General features: G+C 64.4%; 13 protein-coding genes. 10 read left to right on the forward strand and 3 right to left on the reverse strand.

Going from position 1 to position 16,967, the window contains the following annotated elements; genetic code table 11:
* The first annotated feature begins 10 nt into the window (after positions 1 to 10).
* Positions 11 to 1,594, forward strand: coding sequence for a peptide chain release factor 3 (locus ASE60_RS01385; protein WP_057247943.1), 1,584 nt, complete (start codon positions 11 to 13; stop codon positions 1,592 to 1,594).
* Between the two features lie 77 nt (positions 1,595 to 1,671).
* Here the strand turns inward: ASE60_RS01385 and ASE60_RS01390 are convergent, their stop codons facing one another.
* From ASE60_RS01390 to ASE60_RS01400, 3 genes are all read right to left on the reverse strand, one after another.
* Positions 1,672 to 2,370 carry a phenylalanine--tRNA ligase beta subunit-related protein gene (locus ASE60_RS01390; RefSeq protein WP_057247944.1) on the reverse strand — a complete coding sequence of 233 codons (699 nt, stop codon included), beginning with the start codon at positions 2,368 to 2,370 and terminating at the stop codon, positions 1,672 to 1,674.
* A gap of 33 nt (positions 2,371 to 2,403) precedes the next feature.
* A complete protein-coding gene (locus ASE60_RS01395) occupies positions 2,404 to 3,321 on the reverse strand; it encodes a DMT family transporter (protein ID WP_057247945.1) in 918 nt (305 codons plus the stop codon).
* Positions 3,322 to 3,411: 90 nt separating this feature from the next.
* Positions 3,412 to 4,218: an AraC family transcriptional regulator gene (locus tag ASE60_RS01400; protein WP_057247946.1), complete on the reverse strand. Its 807-nt coding sequence runs from the start codon at positions 4,216 to 4,218 to the stop codon at positions 3,412 to 3,414.
* Between the two features lie 177 nt (positions 4,219 to 4,395).
* On the opposite strand from ASE60_RS01400, the gene ASE60_RS01405 reads away from it, so the two are divergent.
* From ASE60_RS01405 to cysG, 9 genes are all read left to right on the forward strand, one after another.
* Complete coding sequence (locus ASE60_RS01405) at positions 4,396 to 4,983, forward strand: ANTAR domain-containing response regulator (RefSeq protein ID WP_057247947.1); 588 nt, start codon at positions 4,396 to 4,398, stop codon at positions 4,981 to 4,983.
* Positions 4,984 to 5,030: 47 nt separating this feature from the next.
* A complete protein-coding gene (locus ASE60_RS01410; protein WP_057248243.1) occupies positions 5,031 to 6,323 on the forward strand; it encodes a CmpA/NrtA family ABC transporter substrate-binding protein in 1,293 nt (430 codons plus the stop codon).
* Between the two features lie 346 nt (positions 6,324 to 6,669).
* Complete coding sequence (locus ASE60_RS01415) at positions 6,670 to 7,962, forward strand: CmpA/NrtA family ABC transporter substrate-binding protein (protein WP_057247948.1); 1,293 nt, start codon at positions 6,670 to 6,672, stop codon at positions 7,960 to 7,962.
* Positions 7,963 to 8,026: 64 nt separating this feature from the next.
* A complete protein-coding gene (gene ntrB, locus ASE60_RS01420; RefSeq protein WP_082615709.1) occupies positions 8,027 to 8,920 on the forward strand; it encodes a nitrate ABC transporter permease in 894 nt (297 codons plus the stop codon).
* A gap of 14 nt (positions 8,921 to 8,934) precedes the next feature.
* Entirely contained in the window at positions 8,935 to 9,735 is an 801-nt protein-coding gene (locus tag ASE60_RS01425; protein ID WP_057247949.1) for an ABC transporter ATP-binding protein, read from the forward strand.
* A 4-nt stretch (positions 9,736 to 9,739) separates the two neighbouring features.
* Positions 9,740 to 12,202: a nitrite reductase large subunit NirB gene (nirB, locus tag ASE60_RS01430; RefSeq protein WP_057247950.1), complete on the forward strand. Its 2,463-nt coding sequence runs from the start codon at positions 9,740 to 9,742 to the stop codon at positions 12,200 to 12,202.
* A gap of 4 nt (positions 12,203 to 12,206) precedes the next feature.
* On the forward strand, positions 12,207 to 12,542 hold the full coding sequence (nirD, locus tag ASE60_RS01435; protein WP_057247951.1) for a nitrite reductase small subunit NirD: 336 nt from the start codon (positions 12,207 to 12,209) through the stop codon (positions 12,540 to 12,542).
* Positions 12,543 to 12,772: 230 nt separating this feature from the next.
* A complete protein-coding gene (locus ASE60_RS01440) occupies positions 12,773 to 15,430 on the forward strand; it encodes a nitrate reductase (RefSeq protein WP_057247952.1) in 2,658 nt (885 codons plus the stop codon).
* Positions 15,402 to 16,904: a siroheme synthase CysG gene (cysG, locus tag ASE60_RS01445; RefSeq protein WP_057247953.1), complete on the forward strand. Its 1,503-nt coding sequence runs from the start codon at positions 15,402 to 15,404 to the stop codon at positions 16,902 to 16,904. Before ASE60_RS01440 ends, cysG begins: the two co-directional genes overlap by 29 nt.
* Positions 16,905 to 16,967: the final 63 nt, after the last annotated feature.

Raw genomic sequence — 16,967 nt, forward strand, 5'->3', positions numbered from 1 at the left:
ATTCTACGACATGGCTGAAACTCTCGCCGAGGCGGTCTCCCGCCGCCGCACATTTGCGATTATCGCCCACCCGGACGCCGGTAAGACCACGCTCACCGAAAAATTGCTGCTGTTCGGCGGCGCCATCCAGCTCGCCGGCGAGGTCAAGGCCAAGAAGGATCGGATCCAGACCCGTTCGGACTGGATGAAGATCGAGCGCGAGCGCGGCATCTCGGTCGTCACCTCGGTGATGACCTTCGAATATGGCGGCAACGTCTTCAACATTCTCGATACGCCCGGTCACGAAGACTTCGCCGACGACACCTACCGCACGCTGACGGCGGTGGATGCCGCGGTCATGGTCATCGACGCCGCCAAGGGTATCGAGCCGCGCACGCTGAAGCTTTTCGAAGTCTGCCGCATGCGCGATATTCCGATCATCACCTTCGTCAACAAGATGGACCGCGAAAGCCGCGATCCCTTCGAGATCCTGGACGAGGTCGAGGAAAAGCTGGCGCTCGACTGCGCGCCCGTCACCTGGCCGATCGGCCGCTCGAAGACCTTCTGCGGCTCCTACAATCTCGCCCACGACACCGTGCGCGGCTCCGACACGCAGGAAATCCCGACCAAAGTCAACGGTCCGGAGATGGCCTCCCATCGCCTGCCGGAAAACGAGCGCGACGTCTTCACCGACGAGCTGACGCTGGCGATCGAGGCCTGCAAGCCCTTCGACAAGAAGGCTTTCCTCGAAGGTCACCTGACGCCGGTGTTCTTCGGTTCGGCGCTGCGCAACTTCGGTGTGCGCGATCTCATCAACGCGCTCGGCGACATCGCACCGCCGCCGCGTGACCAGGTGGCCGATATCCGCACCGTGCACGCCACCGACGACAAGATGACGGCCTTCGTCTTCAAGATCCAGGCCAACATGGACCCGAACCATCGCGACCGTATCGCCTTTGCCCGCGTCTGCTCCGGCAAGCTGGAGCGCGGCATGAAGGCGCGGCTGTCGCGCACCGGCAAGCAGTTGGGCCTCAGTGCCCCGCAGTTCTTCTTCGCGTCGCAGCGCCAGCTCGCCGACACCGCCTATGCCGGCGACGTCGTCGGTATCCCCAACCACGGCACGCTCCGGATCGGCGACACGCTGACCGAGGGCGAGTCGCTGGTGTTCCAGGGCGTGCCGAATTTTTCGCCGGAAATCCTGCGCCGCGTGCGTCTGGAAGATGCAATGAAGGCCAAGAAGCTGAAGGAAGCGCTGCAGCAGATGGCGGAAGAGGGCGTCGTGCAGCTCTTCTCGCCCGAAGACGGCTCGCCGGCAATCGTCGGCGTCGTCGGCGCGCTGCAGCTCGACGTGTTGAAGGAGCGCCTCAGCGCCGAATACGGCCTGCCGGTTTCCTTCGAAATGTCGCGCTTCTCGGTCTGCCGCTGGATCTCGGCTGATCAGCCTGCCGAACTCGACAAGTTCGTCACGGCCCGTCGCGGCGACATCGCCCGCGACCTCGATGGCGACCCGGTGTTCCTGGCGCAGGACAGCTTCTCGCTGCGCTACGAGGCGGAACGCTATCCGGCGATTAAGATGGTCGCGATCAAGGAGTATCACGTCGCCAAGGCGGCGTGATCGATTTCTCGTCCGGCCGGTGCCTGAGGCATCGGCCGGTTTTCCGGCGCCTGCCGCGCCGTGTCGGAACGACTTCCCTAAATCGAAAAATCGAAACGCGGTGACGAGCGATCCAGCATGGCCATGCTCGGGCGAGTGCTCCAAGCTGCAGAGATCGCTTCCGAAAGCGCAGTCATCAAACGCGCGACGTCCTCTCGCGCCGTTTCGTGCATGGCTTCGGCAACGATCAGCGCATGCGCCGTCTGCGGCCGGATCGCCGAATGGCCGCTCTGCCGGTTGGTCCAGCGCCGGGCATGGGCCCGTCCTTCGGCATCCGCGAAGATCACTTCGCCGGGTTCCGGGTTTTCCGTTTCGTCTGCGAAGGTCAGATAGGTCTCGTTGCCGACCGCGCGGCGGACGTGCAGAAAATCGCTGACGTTCGAAAGGTCGAAGACCGCGATGGGAATCGCGGAGGCGAGCGAGGCGGCGTTGCACAGATCGATCAGCGGATGGATCGCCGGCAGGCTGCCTTCTTTCCGGAAGCGCCGGAGCAGCGCCTCGGAGGCGGAGCGATACTGTGTCGGCTTCAGCCCCATCCTGGCAAAGGTTCGGCGCCATGCCTGGATTTCCGGCAGATCGCTTTCCGATCCGGCGCCGAGGCGGTCCTCTGCGATCGCCTGGAAGCGGCGAACATGGTCCTCGACCGAAACTTCGCTGCGTACGTTGTCGATGAAGAGTGCGCCGACGTTGAGCTCCGGGAAGTCGCGCCAGATATCGTCTGCGTGTTGGAAGTGCATGGAGGCCCTCGGATTAGATGCGTTCATTCTGGCTCAAGCCTTCCCTGCCTGAAAGGCGCGCGCTGTCCTTCGGCTGGCGCGGATCTGGGGCACGGTCAGGCCAAGTACGGCGGCGAGCACGCAGCCGATCCCAAGCAACTGATGGGTGCCGACCGGTTCGCCGAGCAGAAGAAAGGCAAAGAGCACGGCAGAGACAGGCGCCAGCGCCGTGAAGACGGAAGCCTCGGTGCCGCTCACCCTTGCGGAGCCGGCATACCAGAGCACGAAGCCCACCACCGTCGGAATGAGCGCATAGTAGAGAACCGCAACGATCGCGCCCTTGTCGATCCGTGCGGCCGAAGGTGCCTCGAAGAGCGCGGGGATGAGGGCGACGGCGAGGCCGAGACCTGCCATCAGCGTCGAAAGGGCAAGCGGAGAGATCTCGGCCCTGACGCGCTTGTTGATGAGGATGAACAGGCCCTCGCAGATGACGGCGCCGAAGATGAGGGCGATGCCGAACGGGGAGTGCGCGGCGCCTTCGCCGGGCTTGAAGACGATGGTAAGCACGCCGGCAGCGGCGAGCACGATCGCCGCAAGCATCCGGCGGTCGGGGCGCTCGCCGAGAAGCAGGATGGCGATTGCGGCGGAAACGATCGGCAGGGTCCCGATCACCACGCCTGCGTCGGTTGCGGACGTCAGGCTCAGGCCGGCGATCAGCAGGGTGGTGTAGCCGACGCTACCGGCACCCGCCTGGGCGATGAGGATCAGCCAGTCGCGCCACCCGAGTTTCGGCCAGGGCGTCTTGGTCAGTCGCATCAAGAGCAGGAACAGCGGGAAGGCGATGGCGAAGCGCAGAGCTGTCGCGGTGAAGGGCGCAAGCCCGGCGGCAATGATCTTGCTGGCGATCACCGTGCTGCCGACGAGGATCATCGCCAGCGACAGATAGAGATAGCCCTGAAATTTTTCCGACATGTCCGTTCTCCGTTGCAGTGCCGCGCTGTCGATGCGCAGGTTGAGCAATGCGCCGGAGGGGGAGACGGGTCTTGAACGGAATTGCGGGTGTTACTTCCTGGCCTCGGCATAGGTGCCGGGCGAGAGGCCGTATTTGCTGACGAAGACGCGCGTCATGTGGCTCTGGTCGGCAAAGCCGGCCGCGAATGCGGCCTCTGCCAGCGGTGTGCCTGCGCCGATCAGTCGGCGGGCGAGATCGATGCGGCGCTGGACGATATAGGCATGCGGCGTCAGGCCGACCGCTTTCGCGAAGTTGCGCACCAGCTGGAAGCGGCTGAGCCTCGCCTCGGCGGCGAGGTCGGTAAGCGTGATCGTCGCCGTCGGATCGTCGTCGATCATCGTTTTTGCAGCGGTGACGGTTGCCGGCCTTTCGTGATGCTGGGGTTTCCCGGTGCCAAGAACGTTCGCAAGCAGCAGCAGAAGCTGCTCCTCGCGCCGGATCGTCTCATCCTCTGCTTCGGGACCGGTGATCGCCGTGAACAGTGCCCGGAACTGGTTTGCCGCTTCGGCGTCCTTAAAAGCCGGTGAGGCAAATTCTCCAGCGTCCGAGCGGCCCTGGCTGATATCCGCGGCGGCGGTGGCAATGACGGAAGGATCGAAATAGAGTATGCGCCAGGAACGGCCGGCGTCACCGATCGGTGCGCCGTCGTGCACCTCGCCGGGGTTGACGGTGATCATGTCGCCGGCGCCGGCCTCGACCATGCCGCGGCCGCTGAGCGATTTCTGTGCGCCCTGGTAGATGAGGCCGATGCCGAACTGGTCGTGGGTATGGCGGGCGAAGGAATGGCGCGTTTCCGCCTCCACCGCGTCAATGCCCGCGGTAGCGCTGCGCAGCATCCTGAACTGACCCTTTGCCATCCGCGCGCCGCTCCTTTTACTACGACGTCTTTTACATCGTCCGACCGCATCCCGCTATCGTCCTCAACCTCGCCCAATCGATTGGCGTTTCGCCTAAATTTTATGCATCTAATACAAATGTCAAAACATTAGGCAAATCCTGTTGCGAAAAATGCTGCGCTGCATCATGATCGAGCGATGACGCACCGGGACCTCACCATTCTCGTGATTGACGAGAACGCCATCCGCGCCTCGATCATCGAGGAAGGCTTGCATGAGGCCGGTCATCGCAAGGTCACAGTCATTCACGAGGTCCAGGGCGTCGCGCGCGCCATCGACACGCTCAGGCCCGATGTCATCGTCATCGATATCGAAAACCCCAACCGCGACATGATGGAGCATCTGTTCCAGCTCACCCGCACCGTCGGGCGGCCGATCGCCATGTTCGTCGACCGCTCCGATACGGCGTCGATAGAGGCGGCGGTGGAGGCGGGCGTCTCCGCCTATGTGGTCGACGGGCTGAAGAAGGAACGCGTCAAACCGATCCTCGACATGGCCGTCAGCCGCTTTAATGCCTTCAGCCGGCTGCAGCGCGAGCTCGCCGATGCGAAATCGGCGCTGGAAGAGCGAAAGGTGATCGAGCGCGCCAAGGGCATCCTGATGAAGATGCGCGGGCTTTCAGAGGACGAGGCCTTCGCACTGCTGCGCCAGACGGCGATGAACGAAAAGAAGAAGATGTCGGAGATCGCGCAGAGCGTGGTGACGGCCGCGGGCCTGCTGATGTGAGAGCGCGGTTTCCGATGCTGTCGGAAGGAGACACCGGAGTGAACATCATGACGACCATCGACAATTCGCGACCCGGAGCGGCGATGGGTGACGGGCTGCCGGCGCCGGTGAGACTGGGCGGCGAGGGGGCACGGACGATCCGCGCCGGCTTCATTCCGCTGGTCGATGCCGCCGTGCTGATCGTGGCGGCGGAACTTGGCTTCGCGCGCAAGGAGGGGCTGACGCTTGATCTCGTCAAGGATGTCTCCTGGGCCAATGTACGCGACCGCCTCGCCTTTCGTCAGTTCGATATCGCCCATATGCTCTCGCCGATGCCGGTCGCCGCCATGCTCGGCCTCGGCTCCAATCCTTCGCCGACGATCGCCCCTTTCTCGCTCGGGCGCGGCGGCAATGCGATCACGCTTTCCAACCGGCTCTTCGCCCGCATGCAGGAGGAAGGCGCCCTTGGCGAAGTAGAGGATGCGCTCGCCCATGCGCGTGCGCTCGCCGCGGTGCTTGCCCGCATGCGCCAAAGCGGCGAGGCGGCGCCAAGGCTCGGCGTCACCTATCCCTTCTCCTCACACAATTACGAGGTCCGCTACTGGCTTGCCGCAGGCGGCATCGATCCGGACCGCGACGTCAAGCTTGTGGTGGTACCGCCGCCGTTGACCTCGGATGCCCTTGCCGCCGGCGCCATCGATGGTTTCTGCGTCGGCGCGCCCTGGAACATGGTGGCCTCCGAGCGTGGACTCGGGCGCATCGTCGCCGCCAAGCAGGACATTTGGCCATTGGCGCCGGAAAAGGTGATCGGCATGCGGCCCGAATGGGCGGAGAGCAACGCCGAGACCGTATCGCGCCTGCTTCTGGCGCTCGACCAGGCGGCGCGCTGGTGTGATGAGCCGGACAATCGCGGCACGCTTGCCGAACTGCTTGCCGCCCCCCGTTACATCGGTGCCCCGATCGAAATCATCCGCCGGGTTCTCGCCGGAGAGTTCGCCATCGACGCGGCCGGCAACAGGCGTGTGATCGATGATTACTTCGTCTTTCATCGCGACCACGCCAACTACCCCCGTCCCGGCCAGGCGCTCTGGATCTATAGCCAGATGGCGCGCTGGGGACAGGTGCGGCTATCGCCCGAGATGCAGGCGCTGGCGGCTGCCGCCTATCGCCCCGACCTCTATCGCCACGCGCTCGGCGAGGCCGCCGCTCCCGCCGCTCCCGCTATTCGTGTCGAAGGCGAGAGGCCGGGCGAACGCTTCATGGATGGGCACGTTTTCGATCCCGCAGATATCGGGGCCTATGTTCGCACTTTCCCCGTTCGCGCTTTGGCGGAGAGCGTTTCGGTCGAGCAGGAGGGTTGAGGATGGCGCACCATGTTTGTGCAGAATCCCGATGCGGAATGTGTGCACCGCACAATAATTCAGCAGAGTCTACAATAGGCGCATTTATGGGCGCCGCATCTGCATCCGGAAATTACGATTTGAATTCAAACCACTAAGGGGCGTGGCGGCGAACTGGCACGGCCCTTGCTTTTCTAGAAATGCTTCGGTCAACGGCGATTGAAGCTATCTCAAACGCCAGATCGCGTTTGCCAACGACACCGACGTCGCAAGGTTTTTGTTTTCCGAGGGTTCCTCCCGATCCCGGACGCAAGCACCGAGCGGCGTTTTTTTATGTCCGTTATCCGGCCAGCAGAGGAACCTGCGCATGACCAAGTTTTCGACCGGCGGTCTGACCCGCCGAAGCCTGCTGAAGACCACCGCGACCGTTGCGCTCTTCGGCGCGGTCAAGTCGGCCTTCCCATCCGGTGCCTTTGCGCAAGGCTCCGGGCCGGAAACCACCAAGGCCGTGCTCGGCTTCATCGCGCTCACCGACTCGGCACCGCTGATCATCGCCAAGGAGAAGGGCCTCTTCGACAAATACGGCATGACCGAAGTCGAGGTGGTCAAGCAGGCCTCCTGGGGCACGACCCGCGACAACCTGGTGCTCGGCTCCGCCGGCGCCGGCATCGACGGCGCCCATATCCTGACGCCGATGCCCTATCTGATCTCGACCGGCAAGGTCACTCAGAACAACCAGCCGCTGCCGATGGCGATCCTTGCGCGCCTCAACCTCGATGCCCAGGCAATCTCGGTCGGCCAGGCCTATGCCGACCTCAAGGTCGGCCTCGATGCATCCGCGCTCAAGGAAGCTTTCGCCAAAAAGAAGGCCGAAGGTGCCGCCGCCAAGGTGGCTATGACCTTCCCCGGCGGCACCCACGATCTCTGGATCCGCTACTGGCTCGCCGCCAGTGGCATTGATCCCGATAGCGATGTCGAAACCATCGTCGTGCCGCCGCCGCAGATGGTCGCCAACATGAAGGTCGGCACCATGGACTGTTTCTGCGTCGGCGAGCCCTGGAACGAGCAGCTCGTCAACCAGAAGATCGGCTACACCGCCGTCAACACCGCCGAAATCTGGAACGAGCATCCGGAAAAGTCCTTCGCCATGCGCGCCGACTGGGTGGAGAAGAATCCGCGTGCTGCCAGGGCGCTTACCATGGCGATCCAGGAGGCGGCGCAATGGTGCGACGACATGGCGAACAAGGACGAACTGGCGAAGATCGTCGGCAAGCGTAGCTGGTTCAACGTGCCGCCGAAGGACATCGTTGATCGCCTCAAGGGCGAGTACGACTACGGCAATGGCAAGGTCGTCGAACAGAGCCCGCACTTCATGAAGTTCTGGCGCGATCACGCCTCCTATCCCTTCCAGAGCCACGATACCTGGTTCCTCACCGAGAATATCCGCTGGGGCAAGTTTGCGCCCGATACCGACGTCAAGGCGCTCGTCGCCAAGGTCAACCGCGAGGATATCTGGCGTGAGGCCGCCAAGGATCTGGGCGTCACCGACGTGCCGGCTTCCACCTCGCGTGGCGTCGAAAAATTCTTTGACGGCAAGATCTTCGATCCCGCGGATCCGCAAGCCTACCTCAAGAGCCTTTCGATCTCGCGCGTCGCCTGAGCCATCGCCGATGCTGGCCGGCATGGCCCGCCAGCATCCGCTTTCGAATACCAAGGAGAACGGCATGACCGTCACCAACCTCAAACTCAAGGGCCAGTCGGCGCCGCGACCTGCCGCGCGCGTGATCGCCTTTACCCGCTCGGCGAAACCCGGAAGCAGCCGTCCGCTGCTCGAAAGGCTCGCCGCCGGTGCCGCGAACATCGCGCCGCTCATCGTCACGCTGTCGCTGATCCTCATCACCTGGCAGGTTGTCTGTTCGGCGCCCGATTCCAGCCTGCCGTCGCCGGCGCGGGTGCTGGAGGAAAGCTGGGAGCTCATCGCCCATCCCTTCTATATCGGCCAGGGCGTCGACCAGGGTCTCTTCTGGCATATCGCGGCGAGCCTTCAGCGCGTCGCGGTCGGCTATGCGCTCGCAGCGGTCGTCGGCATCGCGCTCGGCGCGCTGGTTGGCCAGAGCCAGCTTGCCATGCGCGGGCTCGATCCGATCTTCCAGGTGCTGCGCACTGTGCCGCCGCTTGCATGGCTGCCTTTGTCACTGGCTGCTTTCCAAGACGGCAACCCCTCGGCGATCTTCGTGATCTTCATCACCGCCATCTGGCCGATCATCATCAATACCGCTGTGGGCATCCGCAACATCCCGCAGGATTATCAGAACGTCGCCAGGGTGCTGCGCCTCAACGCCTTTGAGTACTTTTCGAAGATCATGTTGCCGGCCGCCGCCCCCTACATCTTCACGGGGCTGCGCATCGGCATCGGCCTCTCCTGGCTGGCGATCGTCGCGGCTGAAATGCTGATCGGCGGCGTCGGCATCGGTTTCTTCATCTGGGACGCTTGGAACTCCTCGCTGATCAGCGACATCATCGTCGCGCTGATCTATGTCGGCATCGTCGGTTTCCTGCTCGATCGCCTCATCGCCCTCGTCGGCCGCGTTGTCACCCGCGGCACCGCAACCGCTTGAGAGAGGGGAAAGCCATGACCAAGAGCTATCTTTCGCTGGAACTGATCGACAAGAGTTTTGAACGCGGCGGCGTGCGCACAGAAGTGCTGAAACAGGTGTCGCTCTCTGTGGACAGGGGCGAGTTCATCTCGATCATCGGCCATTCCGGTTGCGGCAAGTCGACCTTGCTCAACATCGTTGCCGGCCTGACGCTGGCGACGACCGGCGTCGTGCTGCTCGACGGCCGGGTCGCTGACGAGCCGGGGCCGGACCGCGCCGTCGTCTTCCAGAACCACTCGTTGCTGCCCTGGCTGACCGTCTACGAGAACGTCCGCCTCGGCGTCGACAAGGTCTTCTCGCGCACCAAGAGCAAGGCCGAGCGCCACGACTGGACGATGCGCAATCTTGAACTCGTGCAGATGGCGCATGCGACGGACAAGCGCCCGTCCGAAATCTCCGGCGGCATGAAGCAGCGCGTCGGCATCGCCCGCGCGCTTGCCATGGAGCCGAAGGTGCTGCTGCTCGACGAGCCTTTCGGTGCGCTGGACGCGCTGACCCGCGCGCATCTGCAGGACCAGGTGATGCAGATCCATGCCGAGCTCGGCAACACGGTGCTGATGATCACCCATGACGTGGATGAGGCGGTGCTGCTTTCCGATCGCATCGTCATGATGACCAACGGCCCATCGGCCCGCATCGGCGAGATCCTCGACGTGCCGCTCGCCCGCCCGCGCCGCCGCATCGAGCTTGCCGGTGACCGAACCTACCTCAAATGCCGCGAAGCCGTGCTCAAGTTCCTCTACGAGCGCCACCGCTTCGTCGAAGCTGCGGAGTGATCCCATGGCTGAACACACCACTGAAAAGCTCGTGATCATCGGCAACGGCATGGCGCCGGGCCGCATGCTGGAAGAACTCTTCGAGAAGGCCTCGGGCCGATACGCGGTGACGATCTTCAACGCCGAGCCGCGCGTCAACTACGACCGCATCATGCTGTCGCCGGTGCTTTCGGGCGAGAAGGACTACGAGCAGATCATCATCCACGGCGACGGATGGTACATCAAGCACGAGATCACGCTCTACAAGGGCCACAAGATCATCGCCATCGACCGTGACGCCAAGACCGTCACCTCCGACCATGGCGTCACCGAGAGTTACGACAAGCTCGTGATCGCGACCGGTTCGGTGCCATTCATCATTCCGGTACCGGGCAAGGACCTGCGCGGTGTCATCACCTATCGCGATCTCGACGATGTGCAGGCGATGCTGCTTGCGGCCCAGTCGCGCGAAAAGGCTGTCGTCATCGGTGGCGGTCTTCTCGGCCTCGAAGCGGCAGCCGGTCTCAATGCACGCGGCATGGACGTCACCGTCCTGCACGTCATGCCGACGCTGATGGAGCGGCAGCTCGACCCGTCCGCCGGCTACCTGCTGCAGAGGGCGGTCGAAGAGCGTGGCATCAAGGTCATCACCAAAGCGAATACCAAGCGGATCGTCGGCGACGAGAAGGTCGAGGGCATTGAACTCGACGACGGCCGGATCATCCCGGCGACACTGGTCGTGATGGCGGTCGGCATCCGACCGAATGTCGGCCTTGCCAAGGAGGCGGGGCTTGCCACCAACCGCGGCATCGTCGTCGACGCCGGTATGCAGACGTCCGACGGCCACATCATGGCGCTCGGCGAATGCGCCGAGGTCGGCGGCATGGTCTATGGCCTGGTGGCGCCGCTGTATGAGATGGCGCGGGTTGCCGCGCGTCACCTGGCCGGCGATCGCAGCGCCGCCTTTGTCCATTCCGATACGCCGACAAAACTGAAGGTGACCGGCATCAACCTCTATTCGGTCGGCGATTTCGCCGACGGCGACGGACGCGAGGAGATCGTCCTTCGCGATGCTACCGCCGGCATCTACAAGCGGCTGGTGCTCAAGGAGAACCGCATCATCGGCACGGTGCTCTACGGCGAGACCGGCGACGGCGCCTGGTTCAACGATCTGATGAAGCGTGGCACCGACATTACCGAAATGCGCGACACGCTGATCTTTGGCCAGGCCTATCAGGGAGGGTCGCCGCTGGACCCTATGGCGGCCGTTGCAGCCTTGCCGGATGATGCGGAAATCTGCGGCTGCAACGGCGTCTGCAAGGGCAAGATTGTCTCGACGATCGCGACCAAGAGCCTGACCTCGCTCGACGACGTGCGCGCCCATACCAAGGCGTCCGCCTCATGCGGCTCCTGTACCGGCCTCGTCGAGCAACTGATGTCGCTGACGCTCGGAGACACCTACAATCCCGCTGCCGTCCAGCCGATGTGCACCTGCACCGAGCTCGGCCATGACGACGTGCGCCGGCTGATCAAGGCCAAGGGGCTGAAGACCATTCCCGCCGTGATGCAGGAGCTGGAGTGGAAGACCTCCTGCGGCTGCGCCAAGTGCCGCCCGGCGCTCAACTACTATCTCGTCTGCGACTGGCCGGACGAATATGCCGACGATTACCAGTCGCGCTTCATCAACGAGCGCGTCCACGCCAATATCCAGAAGGACGGCACCTATTCGGTGGTGCCGCGCATGTGGGGCGGCGTCACCAATTCCGGGGAATTGCGGGCGATCGCCGACGTGGTCGACAAGTTCGATATCCCCCTGGTCAAGGTGACGGGAGGCCAGCGCATCGACCTGCTCGGCATCGAGAAGGAAGACCTGCCGGCGGTCTGGGCGGATCTCGGCAAGGCCGGCTTCGTCTCCGGTCAGGCCTATGCCAAGGGGCTGCGCACGGTGAAGACCTGCGTCGGCTCCGACTGGTGCCGCTTCGGTACCCAGGATTCGACGGGGCTCGGCATCCGCATCGAAAAGTTCATGTGGGGCTCGTGGACGCCGGCCAAGCTGAAGATGGCGGTCTCCGGCTGTCCGCGCAATTGCGCGGAAGCCACCTGCAAGGACATCGGCGTCGTCTGCGTCGACAGCGGCTTCGAGATCCATTTCGCCGGTGCTGCCGGGCTCGACATCAAGGGTACGGAGGTGCTCGGGCTGGTGAAGACCGAAGACGAGGCGCTGGAGCATATCGTGGCGCTGACGCAGATGTACCGCGAACAGGCCCGCTATCTCGAGCGCATCTACAAATGGGCGAAACGCGTCGGCCTAGACGAAATCCGCCGCCAGATCATGGGCGATGCCGACAAGCGCAAGGCCTATTTCGACCGCTTCGTCTTCAGCCAGAAATTCGCCCAGGTCGATCCCTGGTCGGAGCGCGTCTCCGGCAAGGACAAGCACGAGTTCCGGCCGATGGCGACGGTCGGTTTTTCAGAAGCCGCGGAGTGAGGGGATGGATATGAACTGGATCTCAATCGGCGACATCTCCGACATTCCGCTGAGGGGCGCGCGTTGCGTGAAGACACCCCAGGGCAAGATCGCCGTGTTCCGCACGGGCGAAAACGAGGTGTTCGCCATCGAGGATCATTGCCCGCACAAGGGTGGACCGCTGTCGCAAGGCATCGTGCACGGCACGGCGGTGACCTGCCCCTTGCACAATTGGGTGATCTCGCTCGAAACCGGCAAGGCGCTCGGCGCCGACGACGGCGCAGTGCGCACGATCCCGGTGCGCAACGACGGCGGCGCGCTGTTCATCGCACTCGAAAGCCTGCTGATCGCGGCGGAGTAATCGCATGGATGATTGCGTTCCCCGTTCTGTTCTCTTGCGCGCTACCTCACGCTCTTCCTCATCCTTGTGCTTGTCACAGGGATCCAGCAGCGCCGCGTCCACGGCGCGAAGGGGACCCATCACGCGAAAGATTTCGCGTGATTGGATTCCTGTCACAAGCACAGGAATGACGGAGGAAGGGCTTCAGGGCGCCGGTTCAACAGCGCCTCGATGCCGGAGGAGGACAGGCAATGCCCTCTGAGACGAGAACCACCTGTCCCTATTGCGGTGTCGGCTGTGGTGTTATCGCGACGGTGGCCGAGGACGGCGCCGTCTCCGTTCGCGGCGACGTCGAGCATCCTGCCAATTTCGGCAGGCTGTGCTCCAAGGGCTCGGCGTTGGCCGAGACCCTCGATCTAGACGGCAGGCTTCTTTACCCCGAGGTCGACGGCAAGCAGGCCGGCTGGGACGAGGCGCTCGATATCGTCGCCACACGTTTCGCTCAGACGATCGCAGAACATGGGCCGGATTCGGTTGCCTTCTATGTCTCCGGGCAGTTGCTGACCGAAGACTATTACGTCGCCAACAAGCTGATGAAGGGCTTCATCGGCTCGGGCAACATCGACACCAATTCGCGGCTCTGCATGTCCTCCTCGGTCGCCGGTCATCGCCGCGCCTTCGGCTCGGACACGGTGCCGGGCTGCTACGAGGATCTGGAGCTTGCCGATCTCGTGGTGCTGACGGGCTCCAATCTCGCCTGGTGCCACCCGGTGCTCTACCAGCGCCTTGCCGCGGCAAAGGCGGCGCGGCCCGAGATGCGGGTGGTGGTGATCGATCCGCGCCGCACGATGACCGCCGATATCGCCGACATGCATCTTGCCATCCGGCCGGATGGCGACGCGGCGCTGTTCAACGGCCTTTTCGCCCATCTGGCCGCCAGCCCCACTAACGACCGGTCCTTTATCGCTGCCCATACCAGCGGCTTCGCCGAAGCCTTCGCAGCGGCGAGCGCGCTTGACGAGTCCGCCTTGGCACAATCGACCGGGCTCGAACCGTCGGAAATCACCGCCTTCTTCCGCCTGTTCGAAACGACGGAAAACGTCGTCACCTGCTACAGCCAGGGCGTCAACCAGTCCTCCTCGGGCACCGACAAGGTCAACGCCATCATCAACTGTCATCTCGTCACCGGCCGCATTGGCCGGCCGGGCATGGGGCCGTTTTCGCTGACCGGTCAGCCCAATGCCATGGGCGGCCGCGAGGTCGGCGGCCTCGCCAACATGCTTGCCGCCCATATGGACATCGAAAAGGCCGGGCACCGCGATCAGGTGCGCCGCTTCTGGGGCGCGCCATCGATCGCGACCAGGCCGGGGCTGAAGGCGGTCGACATGTTTCGTGCGGTTGCAGACGGCCGGATCAAGGCGATCTGGATCATGGCGACCAATCCCGTGGTCTCCATGCCGGATGCCGACGCCGTCGAGGCCGCACTCAAGGCCTGTCCCTTCGTCGTCGTCTCCGATGTGCTCCAGGAGACCGACACCACCCGTCACGCCCATGTGCTCCTGCCCTCGCTCGGCTGGGGCGAGAAGGACGGGACGGTCACCAATTCCGAGCGCCGCATTTCCCGTCAGCGCGGCTTTCTCGCGGCCCCGGGGGAGGCCCGCGCCGACTGGTGGCAGCTGAACGAAGTGGCGCGCCGTATGGGGTTCCAGGGTGCCTTCGCCTATACCTCACCCTCAGAAATCTTCGCCGAGCATGCTGGTCTTTCGGCGTTCGAGAATGACGGGCGGCGCGATTTCGACATCGGCGCCCATGCGGAGATCGATGCTGCGGCCTACGACGCGCTCGCGCCGTTCCAATGGCCGCAATCGCTGGGGAAGCCAGAGGGCGAGACCCGCTTCTTTGCCGATGGTGGCTTCTTCCACGCGGATGGGCGTGCCCGCTTCGTCGCGGTTGCGAGCGCCGTGCCGGCCCGCGTCAGTGGCGGCTTCCCTTTGACCTTGAACACCGGCCGCGTGCGCGACCACTGGCACACGATGACCCGCACCGGTAAGAGCGCGCGCCTCTCCGCCCACCTCGCCGAACCTTTCGTCGAGATCCACCCGCGTGACGCGATGGATCTTGGCATCGCCCCCGCCGATCTCGTTTCCCTTGAGAGCCCTTACGGCTCGGCGATCGTCCGCGCACTCATCACTGAGCGCCAGGCGCGTGGCAATCTCTTCGTGCCCATGCACTGGAACGACCAGTTTGCCGCCAAGGCGCGCATCGATGCGCTGGTCCCGCCGGTTACCGATCCGGTCTCGGGCCAGCCGGCCTCGAAAAATGCCGCCGTTGCGATCCGCCGTTTTTCCGCTTCGACCTACGGCTTTGCGGTCAGCGCGTCGAAACCCTCGGGTCTCGATCTCGGCTACTGGGCCGTCGCCAAGGCGAGGGGCGGTTGGCGTCTGGAACTTGCTGCGGAGACGACGCCGGAGGATTGGGTCGCCTGGTGCCGGAAGACCTTTGGCCTTACTGGGGACATCGAGCCGATCGGCTATGCGGATGGGCCCTCCGGCCAAAGACGGCTCGCCTTCTTCGACGGCGATCGCTTGCTGCTGGCGCTGTTTCTCGCACCTGAACCCGTCGCCGTAGCCCGCAACTGGGCGGTCGAACAGCTGAGCGCCTCGCATACGGACCTGCGCACGCGCTTTGCGCTCGTTGCCGGCCGGCCGGGCGCCGACCGGCCGGACCCCGGCGCGACCGTCTGCTCCTGTTTCAATGTCGGCGTCAATCAGATCGTCGCGGCTGTCCGCGGCGGCTGCCGTTCGGTTGAAGCTGTCGGGCGGGCGCTGAGCGCCGGAACCAATTGCGGCTCCTGCCGCGCCGAGATCAGGGGGATCGTCGATGGATGCCTTGCTGCCGCTGCGGAATGAAATTCAATCGCGCCGCGAGCCGGTGAGCATGGCCGCGCTTGCCAAGCTGCCGGTCTTCTGGTCGCTCGAAGCCAAGCGTGTCGTGGTGGCGGGCGGCAGCGATGCCGCGGCCTGGAAGGCGGAACTGCTGGCCGCCTGCGGCGCCGAGGTTCATATCTATGCGCCGGAGGAAGAGCTCGGCGAGGTCTGCGCGGCTTTGATCAGCCAGGGCGCCGCTCATCCCACTGGTCGTCTCGTCCATCACCGCGAGAGCTGGCAGGCGAATGTGCTTGCCGGTGCCGCGCTTGCGGTCGCCGATTGCGAGAGCGACGACGAAGCGCAAGCCTTTTTTGCGGCGGCGCAACAGGCCGGCGTACCGGTCAATGTCATCGACAAGCCCGCTTTCTGCCAGTTTCAGTTCGGTTCCATCGTCAACCGCTCGCCGGTCGTGGTGTCGATCTCGACCGATGGTGCGGCACCCATCCTCGCCCAGGCGATCCGCCGGCGCATCGAGACGCTGCTGCCGCCGGTGCTGAAGGATTGGGCAGCGCTGGCGCAGGCTTTGCGAGACAAGGTCAATGCCCGGCTCAAGCCCGGCGCGCCGCGCCGCGCCTTCTGGGAGCGGTTCGTCGATCTCGCTTTTCAAGCGACACCGGAGGAGGGTGTCGAGACGCGGCTGGTGGCGGAGATGGAGCGCTTGTCGGCGAACCATGCCGCCACCGGTCGCGTGACGCTTGTCGGCGCTGGCCCCGGCGACAGCGAGTATCTGACGCTGAAGGCGGTACGGGCCCTACAAGCCGCCGACGTCATCCTGTTCGACGATCTCGTTTCGAACGAGGTTCTGGAGCTCGCCCGGCGCGAGGCCAAGCGCATGCTGGTCGGCAAGCGCGGCGGGCGCGAGAGCTGCCGGCAGGAGGACATCAACGACATGATGGTGGCGCTGGCGCGCGCCGGCAAACGTGTCGTTCGCCTGAAGGCCGGCGATCCCATGATCTTCGGCCGTGCCGGCGAAGAGATCGCCCGTCTGGAGCAGGAAGGGATCCCGGTCGATGTCGTGCCCGGCATCACCGCCGCAAGCGCCATGGCGGCGCGTCTCGGCCTGTCGCTCACCCATCGCGACCATGCCCAGGCGGTGCGCTTCGTCACCGGCCACTCCCGTCATGGCGGTTTGCCGTCGGACATGGACTGGCGCGCTTTGGCCGATCCGAAGACCACGACGATCTTCTACATGGGCGGTCGCACTGCACCTGCTATCGCCGCGCGCCTCCAGGCGGAGGGATTATCCGGCGAGACCCCGGTCGTCATCTCGGCCAATGTCAGTCGCGACAACGAGCGGCGCTGGCAAGGCGCCTTGCGCGACCTTGCCACAGGCATCGCCGTGATCGGCTACGACGATCCGGTCCTGATCGGCATAGGTGCCGCTTTTGGCGTCAGGCGGGTGCCGAGGGCGGCCATCCGACCTGCGCCTTTTGCCGCAGGTTCGCTTGCAGGTTGAAACCTTCTCTCGCTCGGCGTTGCAATCACCGGCCGCATGCTTACCTTGCCGCGCGGTAGAGTG

It is taken from the genome of Ensifer sp. Root278, from assembly GCF_001429285.1.
Taxonomy (GTDB): Bacteria; Pseudomonadota; Alphaproteobacteria; order Rhizobiales; family Rhizobiaceae; genus Ensifer.

What these genes read in the sequence shown, in the direction of transcription:
- ASE60_RS01390 (WP_057247944.1), bottom strand. Translation starts at nt 2,370, where the DNA reads ATGCACTTCCAACACGCAGACGATATCTGGCGCGACTTCCCGGAGCTC.
- ASE60_RS01440 (WP_057247952.1), top strand. Translation starts at nt 12,773, where the DNA reads ATGCCCTCTGAGACGAGAACCACCTGTCCCTATTGCGGTGTCGGCTGT.
- ASE60_RS01400 (WP_057247946.1), bottom strand. Translation starts at nt 4,218, where the DNA reads ATGGCAAAGGGTCAGTTCAGGATGCTGCGCAGCGCTACCGCGGGCATT.
- ASE60_RS01395 (WP_057247945.1), bottom strand. Translation starts at nt 3,321, where the DNA reads ATGTCGGAAAAATTTCAGGGCTATCTCTATCTGTCGCTGGCGATGATC.
- ASE60_RS01405 (WP_057247947.1), top strand. Translation starts at nt 4,396, where the DNA reads ATGACGCACCGGGACCTCACCATTCTCGTGATTGACGAGAACGCCATC.
- nirB (WP_057247950.1), top strand. Translation starts at nt 9,740, where the DNA reads ATGGCTGAACACACCACTGAAAAGCTCGTGATCATCGGCAACGGCATG.
- ASE60_RS01410 (WP_057248243.1), top strand. Translation starts at nt 5,031, where the DNA reads ATGACGACCATCGACAATTCGCGACCCGGAGCGGCGATGGGTGACGGG.
- ASE60_RS01415 (WP_057247948.1), top strand. Translation starts at nt 6,670, where the DNA reads ATGACCAAGTTTTCGACCGGCGGTCTGACCCGCCGAAGCCTGCTGAAG.
- nirD (WP_057247951.1), top strand. Translation starts at nt 12,207, where the DNA reads ATGGATATGAACTGGATCTCAATCGGCGACATCTCCGACATTCCGCTG.
- ASE60_RS01425 (WP_057247949.1), top strand. Translation starts at nt 8,935, where the DNA reads ATGACCAAGAGCTATCTTTCGCTGGAACTGATCGACAAGAGTTTTGAA.
- ntrB (WP_082615709.1), top strand. Translation starts at nt 8,027, where the DNA reads ATGACCGTCACCAACCTCAAACTCAAGGGCCAGTCGGCGCCGCGACCT.
- ASE60_RS01385 (WP_057247943.1), top strand. Translation starts at nt 11, where the DNA reads ATGGCTGAAACTCTCGCCGAGGCGGTCTCCCGCCGCCGCACATTTGCG.
- cysG (WP_057247953.1), top strand. Translation starts at nt 15,402, where the DNA reads ATGGATGCCTTGCTGCCGCTGCGGAATGAAATTCAATCGCGCCGCGAG.